General features: G+C 64.9%; 1 protein-coding gene. It reads left to right on the forward strand.

The genetic code is table 11. From position 1 onward, the window contains the following. Positions 1-1,101: S-(hydroxymethyl)glutathione dehydrogenase/class III alcohol dehydrogenase (locus EZV60_RS18950; protein ID WP_245306370.1), on the forward strand; the 1,101-nt coding region annotated here is incomplete at its 5' end.

Raw genomic sequence — 1,101 nt, forward strand, 5'->3', positions numbered from 1 at the left:
GCCGCGGTCGCTGTTGAGGCGGGCAAGCCGCTTGAGATCATGGAGGTTGAGCTTGAGGGCCCGAAGGCGGGCGAGGTTCTGGTGGAGGTGAAGGCGACGGGCCTGTGCCACACCGACGAGTTCACGCGGTCCGGCGACGATCCGGAGGGGATTTTCCCGGCGATCCTGGGCCACGAGGGCGCGGGCGTCGTGGTCGAGGTGGGCGAGGGCGTGACCAGCCTTGAGGTGGGCGATCACGTGATCCCGCTTTACACGCCCGAGTGCCGCGAATGCGAGTACTGCCTCAACCCCAAGACCAATCTCTGCCAGAAGGTGCGCGCGACCCAGGGCCAGGGCCTGCTGCCCGACGGCACCACGCGCTTCAAGATGCTCGATGGCACGCCGATTCATCACTACATGGGCTGCTCGACCTTCGCCAACCATACCGTGGTGCCCGAGATCGCTCTGGCTAAGGTGCGCAAGGACGCGCCCTTCGACAAGATCTGCTATATCGGCTGCGGCGTGACCACCGGCATCGGCGCGGTGATCAACACCGCGAAGGTCGAGATCGGGTCGCGCTGCGTGGTGTTCGGTTTGGGCGGCATCGGTCTCAACGTGATCCAGGGCCTGCGGCTCGCGGGCGCGGATCAGATCGTGGGCGTGGATCTCAACGACGACAAGGAAGAGATGGGCCGCCATTTCGGGATGACCGATTTCGTCAATCCCAAGAAGGTGGACGGCGATATCGTGGCGCATCTGGTGGAGCTCACCGGCGGCGGCGCGGATTATTCCTTTGACGCCACAGGCAACGTGACGGTTATGCGCCAGGCGCTGGAATGCGCGCATAAGGGCTGGGGCGAGAGCGTCATCATCGGCGTCGCACCCGCGGGGGCCGAGATTGCGACGCGGCCGTTCCAGCTGGTGACGGGGCGGGTCTGGCGCGGCACGGCCTTCGGCGGCGCACGCGGGCGCACGGATGTGCCGAAGATCGTCGACTGGTACATGGACGGCAAGATCGAGATCGACCCGATGATCACCCACAAGCTGAAACTCGAGGAGATCAACGAGGGCTTCCACCTCATGCACGAGGGCAAATCCATCAGAGCCGTCGTGGAGTTCTGA

It is taken from the genome of Roseovarius aestuariivivens (assembly GCF_004761875.1).
Classification (GTDB): Bacteria; Pseudomonadota; Alphaproteobacteria; order Rhodobacterales; family Rhodobacteraceae; genus Roseovarius; species Roseovarius aestuariivivens.